An 8289-nucleotide genomic window follows, 5' to 3' on the forward strand; every position below is an offset into this window, starting at 1 on the left:
CGCGCCCACCATGCCCCGCCCGATTCGCTTCAACGCCTTCAGCATGAATGCCGCCAGCCACCAGTCCCCCGGCCTGTGGCGCCACCCGCGCAACACCAGCGTGGCCTTCAACCGCCTGGGCTACTGGACCGACCTGGCCCGCCTGCTCGAACGCGGCTTGTTCGATGCCCTGTTCATCGCCGATGTGCTGGGCATCTACGACGTCTACCAGGGCGGCCCCGAAGCCGCCCTGCGCGGTGGCGTGCAGGTGCCGGTCAACGACCCGCTGCTGCTGGTGCCGGCCATGGCCGGGGTTACCGAGCACCTGGGCTTCGGCGTCACCTTCTCGCTCACCTACGAACACCCCTACCCGTTCGCCCGGCGCATGTCGACGCTCGACCACCTGAGCAATGGCCGGGTCGGCTGGAACATCGTCACCGGCTACCTCGACAGCGCCGCGCGCAACCTGGGCCTGGCGCGCCAGCTGGGCCACGACCAGCGCTATGACCTGGCCGAGGAATACCTGCAGGTGCTGTACAAGCTATGGGAGAAAAGCTGGGACGACGACGCGGTGCTGCTGGAGCGTGACAGCGGGCGCTATATCGAACCCGCCCGGGTGCACCCCATCAACCATGTGGGCGAGCACTTCCAGGTGCCGGGCATGCACCTGTGCCAACCTTCGCCGCAACGCACGCCGGTGCTGTTCCAGGCCGGTGCTTCGGCACGCGGCCAGCAGTTCGCGGCGCGGCACGCCGAATGCGTGTTCATCAGCGGGCCGACGCCCACGGTACTGCGCCGCTACGCCGACGGTATCCGCCAGGCCAGCGAGGTGGCCGGGCGTGGCCGGGACGAGGTGCTGATCTACGCCCAGGCGCTGTTGATCGTCGCCCCCACACGGGAGGAGGCCGAAGCGCGCTTCGCCGAATACCGCCGTTATGTCGACCTGGACGCCGCCCTGGCACTGTTGTCAGGCTGGACCGGCATCGACTTTGCCGGCCTCGACCCCGATGCGCCCATCGAATACGTCGAGAACGATGCCGGCCGCGCAGCCCTGGCCGCCTTCACCGCCGCCGACCCGAACCGCCGCTGGACCGTGCGCGAGGCTGCCGAGTTCGTCGGCCTGGGCGGCCGTGGCCCGGTGCTGGTGGGGGCTGCCAGCGAGGTGGCCGACCAGCTGGAAAGCTGGCTGGACCAGACCGGCATCGATGGCTTCAACTTGACCTACGCAGTGCAACCAGACGACCTGGCAAATGTGGTCGAGCTGCTGGTGCCGGAGTTGCAACGCCGTGGCCGCTACCCGCTGAGCTATGCCGAAGGCACCTTGCGCCACAAGCTGTTCGGCCAGGGCGACCGCTTGCCGGAAGGGCACGCTGGCCGGCAGGTTCGCATTCAGCCGGCAAATACCGGGTATTCCAACATTTAATTTGTGGATGGCACGCACTCGACCCTATTCTGTCGCCACATCCCCTGCGCCGCACCGGCCGGTGCGGTTCACGGCATGGGGAGAGAACAACAAGTCGAGATCGTCCATGTCGAACCATTCGTACTTCGCCCCCCACGGTGGGCACCCGGCTCAGACCGAGCTGCTGACTGACCGTGCCATGTTCACCGAAGCCTATGCCGTCATTCCCAAGGGCGTGATGCGTGACATCGTCACCAGCCACCTGCCGTTCTGGGACAAGATGCGCATGTGGGTCATCGCCCGCCCGCTGACCGGTTTTGCCGAAACCTTCTCCCAGTACATCGTCGAAGTGGCCCCGGAAGGCGGCAGCGAGCGCCCTGAGCTGGACCCGAACGCCGAAGCCGTGGTGTTCATCGTCGAAGGCGAACTGGACATCACCGTCGAAGGCAAGCACCACACCCTGGTACCGGGCGGCTACGCCTTCCTGGCCCCGGGCGCCGAGTGGAGCCTGCGCAACAACAGCAAGTCCAACGTCACCTTCCACTGGCTGCGCAAGCACTACCAGAAGGTCGAAGGCCTGGACGTTCCCGAGTCGTTCGTCACCCACCGTGACAACGCCACCGTCATCGAGATGCCGGGCACCGAAGGCCGCTGGGTCACCACCCGCTTCGTCGACATGGCCGACATGCGCCACGACATGCACGTGAACATCGTCACCTTCCAGCCGGGCGGCGTGATCCCGTTCGCCGAGACCCACGTAATGGAACACGGCCTGTACGTGCTGGAAGGCAAGGCGGTGTACCGCCTGAACCAGGACTGGGTCGAAGTGGAAGCCGGCGACTTCATGTGGCTGCGCGCCTTCTGCCCGCAAGCCTGCTACGCCGGCGGCCCAGGCAAGTTCAGCTACCTGCTGTACAAGGACGTGAACCGTCACGTGCACCTGACGCTCAACCCTAAGCGTTGATGCATTGGGGGCGCTCTGCGCCCCTTTCGCGACACAAGGCCGCTCCCACAAAAGTACGGTGTACCCCGAACCCTGTGGGAGCGGCCTTGTGTCGCGAAAGGGCTGCAAGGCAGCCCCAGTAGCCGCATACTGAAAATCCTGCCCCCGCGCGGTACCAGCCATGAACCGCTGCCTGCTGCTCGCTGCCCTGCTGCTCTGCCCCCCCGCCCCAGCCGCCGACGACTGGAACCTGGCCTACGACCGCGAAGGCATCCGCGTTTACCTGAGCGCCGCCCCCGACTCGCCCTACCAGCAATTCCGTGGTGTCAGCACCATGAAAGCCAGCGTTCGCACGCTTACCGACCTGCAGGAGAACTTGCGGGTGGCCTGCAAGTGGCTGTACGCCTGCGCCGAGATGCGCTTGCTGGATGTGCAAGGCGAAAACACCTGGGTGTACCTGACCACCAACCTGCCGTGGCCGACGATGCCGCGGGACATCGTGCTGAAGGTCACCACCGAACGCCTGGACGACGGCACGCTGCTGCGCCACCTGAGCGCCGAGCCAGACAGGATCCCCAAGGTAGATGGGCTGATCCGTGTGCAGCAGCTCAACGGCGAGTGGCGGATGAAACCGCTGGGTGAGCGCAGGACCGAGGTGACCTACCAACTGCAGGCCGACCCTGCCGGGGATGTGCCGGGGTGGCTGGCCAACCGGTTTGTGGTGGATGCGCCAGTGGTGACGTTGCGGACCCTGCGAGCGGTGGCCGAGCGCCAGCCCTAGAGGGTATTGAAAACCTGCACCGGCCTCATCGCCGGCAAGCCAGCTCCCACCTCGACCGCATTGGCCTCAAGCCATACGCAAACACTGTGGGAGCTGGCTCCCACCTCGACCGCATTGGCCTCAAGCCATACGCAAACACTGTGGGAGCTGGCTTGCCGGCGATGGGCCGCAAAGCGGCCCCAACCCTGTCAGATCCCGCCACCCGCAAGCAATTGCGTCATCACCTCGGCCAGCGCCTTGACCATCACATCCGCCGTCGGCCGGTGGACGATGACGATTTCATAGCTGTCGACCTCAGGTAGCCCCTGCTCCGCACCGAGCACCCGATGCTCGCCGGTCGCCGCCCGTGGCGGCAGCAGGCTGATGCCCATACCATCGGCGACCGCTGCCTGGATGCCGCTGAGGCTGGAACTGGTGAAGCTGATGCGCCAACGCCGGCCCATGCCTTCGATGGCGGTAATCATGTCGTCGCGGTACAGGCCGCGGGGCGGGAAAGTCACCAGCGGGATCGGGTCCAGTTCGAAGGCGGGCGTGCGCGCGCTGTCGATCCACTGCAGGCGCTCGGGCCAGCAGGCCACGCCTTCGCGGCTATTGCGCCGCTGCTTGAGCAACACCAGGTCGAGCTCACCGTTGTCGTAGGCCTGGCTGAGGTCGCGGCACAGGCCGCTGGTCACTTCCAGCTTCACCTGCGGGTGCAGCCGGCTGAACGCCGACAGCGCATTGGTGGTACGCCCGCCCACGAAGTCCTCGGGCACGCCAAGGCGCACAGTCATGCCAACCATCGCCCCGGCCAAGGCTTCGAGCATCTGGTCGTTGAGGGCCAGCATGTGCCGGGCATAGCCGAGCAGGGTCTGCCCGGCGTCGGTCGGCAGCACGTCGCGATTGCCACGCACCAGCAGACGGTGGCCAACCATATCCTCCAGGCGGCGCACCTTCTGGCTGATGGTCGATTGGGTGGAGTGCAGGCGCGCAGCAGCCGTGGTGAAGCTGCCGCAATCGGCCACCACGACAATGGCACGCAGCAGGTCGAGGTCGAACAGGGCCCTATTCGATTTCACGCTGATGGACATCTTGGTATTCAACTTTTGAATGGCAAGACTGACTTCTATCACGCCACCTGCTGCACCGCAACGCACACCGCTAGTCGCCGACTGCCACGCCTTCGCGCCGAGGGTCGGCACCACCCGACCACCCCTCCCCACTGCGCTGGATGATCTGCATGCCACTGGTCATGATCATCGGCGTCACCTCATGCCCCCAGGCTGCCAACTGCCGGATCAGTGCCGGGCTGGCCAAACCCGCCTCTACTTCGGTGCCGGCATTGCGGCTGCCGAAGTTGGGCAGGCCGGCGGCCTGCTGCGGGTCGAGCTGCCAATCCAGCAGGCCGATCAGCGCCTTGTTCACGTAGCCGATGATCTGCGAGCCGCCGGGCGAGCCCAGGCTGGCCACCAGCTCGCCGGAAGCTTGCGAGAACACCAGGGTCGGCGCCATGGCCGACAGCGGCCGCTTGCCCGGTTGCACCCGGTTGGCCACGGGCTTGCCTTGTTCCCGGGGGATGAACGAGAAGTCGGTCAGGTGGTTGTTGAGCAAGAAGCCCTTGACCATCAGGTGCGAGCCGAACGCTGCTTCCACCGAAGTAGTCATGGCCAGGGCCTGGCCGCGGTCATCCACCGCGCTGAGGTGCGAGGTGGAAATGCGCAGCGGCGAACGGTCAGGCGCCAGGGCCAGGTCGGCCCCCTGCGGCTGGCCCGGGCGGGCGCGCTTCATGCTGTACTCGCCGACCTGCGCGGCGCGGCTGGCCAGGTATGTGGAGTCGGTCAGGGCCTTGAGCGGCACCGGCACGTAATCGCTGTCGGCCAGGTACTGGGCGCGGTCGGCATAAGCCAGGCGCTCTGCCTCGGCAACCAGGTGCACGGCCAGCGGCGGGGCTTCCAGCCCGGCAACGGTCGAAGTGCGCAGCGGCCGCATGGCGGCAAGGTCGCGCTGTGGCGAAGCCCGCTGCAGTGCCTCCAAGATGCCCAGGGTCTGCAGCACCGTCACCCCGCCCGACGATGGCGGTGGCATGCCACAGATGCGCCAGGCCTTGTAGGGGCCACACAGTGGCTCGCGCACCTTGGCTCGGTACTGCTGCATATCCTGCAGCGACAGGTAGCCGGCATTGGCATGGCTGCGCACCTGCGCGACGATGGCTTCGGCGATCTCGCCGCTGTAGAACACCTCGGGGCCCTGCTCGGCAATCTGCTCGAAGGTTTGCGCAAGCTCGGGGTTGCGCAAGGTAGTCCCCACCGCCAGTGGCTTGCCCTGTTCATCCAGGAAGTAGCGGGCCATGGCGGGTGAGCGGGCAATGAACGGGTCGCCCGCCACCAGGGTGTGAAGGCGTTCGGAAACCGCGAAACCGTTGCGCGCCAGCGCAATGGCCGGGGCGAACAGGTCGCGCCAGGGCAGCTTGCCGTGCTGCTCATGGGCCAGCTTCAGGGCACGCAGAACCCCTGGTACGCCCACCGAACGCCCGCCGATCTGCGCCGTCCTGAACGGCATCGGTGAACCATCGGCTTGCAAGAACAAGTTTTCCGTGACCGCCGCCGGGGCTGCCTCGCGGCCATCGAAGGCCTGCACGCGCTGGCCGTCCCAGTAGAGGATGAACGCCCCGCCGCCAATGCCGCTGGATTGCGGTTCGACCAGGGTCAGCACCATCTGCATGGCGATGGCCGCGTCGATGGCGCTGCCACCGGCACGCAGCATCGCCCGCCCCGCTTCGCTGGCCAGCGGGTTGGCAGCTGCGGCCATGTGCCGGCTGGCATGCACCGGCTGCAGGCCAGTGCGGTAGCCGGAGGCCAGTTCCGGTGGCGCGGGCAGCACCTGGTCGGCACAGGCCCAGCCACTGGCAACTACCAGGCACAAGGCGCCCATCAGGGGGGTGGAGAATGTCATCGTTGTGCTTCCTGCCATTACCTATTCAGCACGGCACTGTCTGTCATGCGCAAACTTAACTTCAAGCCCTGGCGTGTTTTTTCTAGGATGCGGGCAGGTCATCGAGGAGCCTGCCCCATGCGTTCACTACTTGCTGCGATGCTGTTCGCCCTGTGCACCAGCCTTGCCGCCCACGCCGAGAGCACTGCCATGGACAACCGCCTGCACAACGCTGCCCGTCACGATGATGTGCGCACCCTGCAACAACTGCTGGCACAAGGTGCGCAGCTGGAGAGCCGTGACGAGCAAGGGCGCACTGCCCTGCTGGTGGCCACCCACGGCAACCACATTGCGGCCGCGAAAGCGCTGATCGAGGCCGGTGCCAATGTGAATGCCAAGGACAACATCGACGACAGCCCGTACCTGTATGCCGGGGCTCGTGGCCTGAACGACATCCTGAGGCTGACCTTGAGCCACGGTGCCGACCTCAAGAGCACCAACCGGTATGGAGGCACTGCGCTGATACCCGCCGCCGAACGCGGGCATGTCGAGACCGTGCAGTTGCTGATCGATGCCGGGGTGGACGTGAACCATCTCAACCGCCTGCACTGGACTGCGCTGCTGGAGGCGGTGATCCTCGGTGACGGCGGGCCGCGGCATGTGGAGATCGTGCGCCGGCTACTGGCGGCCGGGGCGGATCGGCAGATTGCCGACAAAGATGGGGTGACCGCGCTGGAGCATGCGCGGCAGCGGGGGTATCGGGAGATGGAGGCGTTACTGGCCCGCTAGGCAAGGTTGCATGGCACGGGCTTCGCCCGTGATCGCCGGCAAGCCAGCTCCCACCAGGACCGCATCGACTCCAAGCCATGCGCGGTCCCTGTAGATGCAACTGTCCTGTGTTGCCTGTCCTGGCCTCATCGCCGGCAAGCCAGCTCCCACAGGGATAGCGCCTGGCTCGAGGCCGATGCGGTCGAGGTGGGAGCAACTGTCTTTAGAAATTTATTTTCAAGCGTGCCATTCGGGCAGGGCTTCGCTCGATACCGCGTAGCGGTGTCGTTGGCGAAGCCCGCATTTGTAGAAAATCGATCCTCGTTCGTGATCAGGTTGCGGGTACCTGAGGCTTGAGCTCTTTCCACTCCGTTCCGTCACGCAGCATTGCGTTCAGGCGCACCAGCAACACGCGCATGCACGCCACTGCGGCAACTTTTGCGCACTTGCCTCGGGCTATCAGGTCTTCATAGCGGGTTCTAACTTCTGGGACATGCTGGATCATTGACCAGATCGACATGTAGGCCGCCTTGCGGACTCTGTAACGCCCGCCTTCGATCTTCCTCGGGCCACTCTTCTTGCCGCTGTCTTTGTTGTACGGCGCTAACCCAGCCAAGGCTGCAATTTCGCGCCCCGTCACGCGTCCCAGCTCAGGTAGGTAGGCCATGAAGGTGCCACAACTGATGACGCCAATCCCTTTCACAGACCTTAGCCGCATGGCTGTCGTGCGATCCAGCACGTTCGAGGCGCGCTCAATCGCCTTGTCCAAAGCCTTAATCTGATCATTCAGGTAAGCGACATGCTCGGTATAAACGGTAATGGCCGTAACTGAAGTGGTTTGTTTCATCCGACGCTTGTCATCATCCCGATGCTGGACAAGATTGCCACGGAGTTTGATGAGCTCTCCCAGTTCATCCCGATCTTGATTAGGCTCTATCTGCGGCAAGTCCTCGAAATCCCTGGCAAACCGCGCCAGCATCTGGGCGTCGATCTTGTCAGTCTTGGCAATTTTGCCCATGGCACTCGCATAGTCCCGACAGCGCTTGGGGTTGACCCTGATGACGTTCAAACCCTCCAGTCGCAAGGCTTTGAATACGGCTCGTTCATAGCCACCAGTGGCTTCCAGCAAGACCCGTTCGACCTCAAGCTCGTTCAGGCATGCGATCAGTTGCGCAAAGCCCTCTGGGTCATTCCTGACCTGGAACTGGGGAATACTTTCAGGAAGAAAGCCCACATCCAGAGTCGCTTTCGAAACGTCGAGACCAACGAAGTAGGAAATCATCGCCAAGCCCTCTTACACTCAAGAAGTGAGAGCACTCTGACTTAGCCCTAGCTTGTGACTACGAGTTCGCCACTCATTCAACTGTTCGGGCTTAGGTCAGAGTGAGAGGTGGATGGCGACTAGGCTCCCACTCGTGCTTTAGAGCACATCTGGCTTTCAGTCTGCCATCCACTGCTCTCACCCTTTCGAGTTTAAGAGACCTTGAAGACACAAGCTGGCTTGCC

General features: G+C 64.6%; 7 protein-coding genes. 4 read left to right on the top strand and 3 right to left on the bottom strand.

From position 1 onward, the window contains the following. Positions 1-10: 10 nt before the first annotated feature. The 3 genes from ACLCGK_RS32060 (at position 11) to ACLCGK_RS32070 (ending at position 3105) form a co-directional block, all read left to right on the top strand. Positions 11-1402, top strand: a complete 1392-nt coding sequence (locus tag ACLCGK_RS32060; RefSeq protein ID WP_123085029.1) for an LLM class flavin-dependent oxidoreductase — start codon at positions 11-13, stop codon at positions 1400-1402. A gap of 106 nt (positions 1403-1508) precedes the next feature. Next, complete coding sequence (locus ACLCGK_RS32065) at positions 1509-2345, top strand: bifunctional allantoicase/(S)-ureidoglycine aminohydrolase (protein ID WP_013972924.1); 837 nt, start codon at positions 1509-1511, stop codon at positions 2343-2345. Positions 2346-2505: 160 nt separating this feature from the next. Continuing rightward, entirely contained in the window at positions 2506-3105 is a 600-nt protein-coding gene (locus ACLCGK_RS32070) for an START domain-containing protein (RefSeq protein ID WP_085591431.1), read from the top strand. A 188-nt stretch (positions 3106-3293) separates the two neighbouring features. On the opposite strand, the gene ACLCGK_RS32075 is transcribed toward ACLCGK_RS32070, so the two are convergent. Together ACLCGK_RS32075 and ggt are read right to left on the bottom strand one after the other, a co-directional pair. Next, positions 3294-4175 carry a LysR substrate-binding domain-containing protein gene (locus ACLCGK_RS32075; protein ID WP_015270644.1) on the bottom strand — a complete coding sequence of 294 codons (882 nt, stop codon included), beginning with the start codon at positions 4173-4175 and terminating at the stop codon, positions 3294-3296. Between the two features lie 70 nt (positions 4176-4245). Then, a complete protein-coding gene (gene ggt / locus ACLCGK_RS32080; protein WP_410953638.1) occupies positions 4246-6036 on the bottom strand; it encodes a gamma-glutamyltransferase in 1791 nt (596 codons plus the stop codon). Between the two features lie 117 nt (positions 6037-6153). On the opposite strand from ggt, the gene ACLCGK_RS32085 reads away from it, so the two are divergent. After that, on the top strand, positions 6154-6804 hold the full coding sequence (locus ACLCGK_RS32085; protein ID WP_410953639.1) for an ankyrin repeat domain-containing protein: 651 nt from the start codon (positions 6154-6156) through the stop codon (positions 6802-6804). 310 nt (positions 6805-7114) lie between these two features. Here ACLCGK_RS32085 and ACLCGK_RS32090 read toward each other — a convergent pair whose 3' ends face one another. Beyond that, a complete protein-coding gene (locus ACLCGK_RS32090; RefSeq protein WP_410951390.1) occupies positions 7115-8065 on the bottom strand; it encodes an IS110 family transposase in 951 nt (316 codons plus the stop codon). Positions 8066-8289: the final 224 nt, after the last annotated feature.

The organism is Pseudomonas sp. S1(2024), assembly GCF_046557535.1.